Raw genomic sequence first — 537 nt, forward strand, 5'->3', positions numbered from 1 at the left:
CGCGGAAATCGACCCACATATGCGAGAGTTGGTGGGTGAAGAGCGGTCCCGAATAGAGCAATTCGCGCCCGTAAAGGTTCCGCCAGTCGTAGCTTGCGGTGTAGGCCGCATAGGCTTCCGGCGGGAGTGGGTGGGTCGGTGAGCCGAGTCCGAGGATGTAGAGGAGCAGGCCCTCGTCGTAGCCGCGCCAGCGATAGGGGATGAAGCCGTTTTCCGGCCGCCAGCCGTGGGTGAGCGTCAGCCCGTGATCGCAGGCCCAGTTCCAGTCGGCCCGTTCATAGAGCGCGTTTGCCACCCTGCGGATTTCAACTTCTTCGGCGCCATCGCCGTCGAAATACGCGGCCACTGTCAGAGCACCCGCGAAAAGAAAGGCGGAGTCGATCGTCGAAAGCTCGCACTCCCAAACGCGCCTGCCGGTCTCGATGTCGAGGAAGTGGTAGAAGAAGCCCTTGTAGCCGGAGGCGTCGGGTTCCGGTCCCTGCGGGCACTCCAGGAGAAACTGCAAGCGCCGACGCGCGATCTTTGCGGCAAACTTGC

General features: G+C 62.9%; 1 protein-coding gene. It reads right to left on the reverse strand.

The features are described 5' to 3' along the window. On the reverse strand, positions 1-537 hold a 537-nt coding region (locus tag IB262_RS35485; protein WP_281435768.1), incomplete at both ends, for a glucoamylase family protein.

This window comes from Ensifer sp. ENS02, assembly GCF_014851885.1.
Taxonomy (GTDB): Bacteria; Pseudomonadota; Alphaproteobacteria; order Rhizobiales; family Rhizobiaceae; genus Ensifer; species Ensifer adhaerens.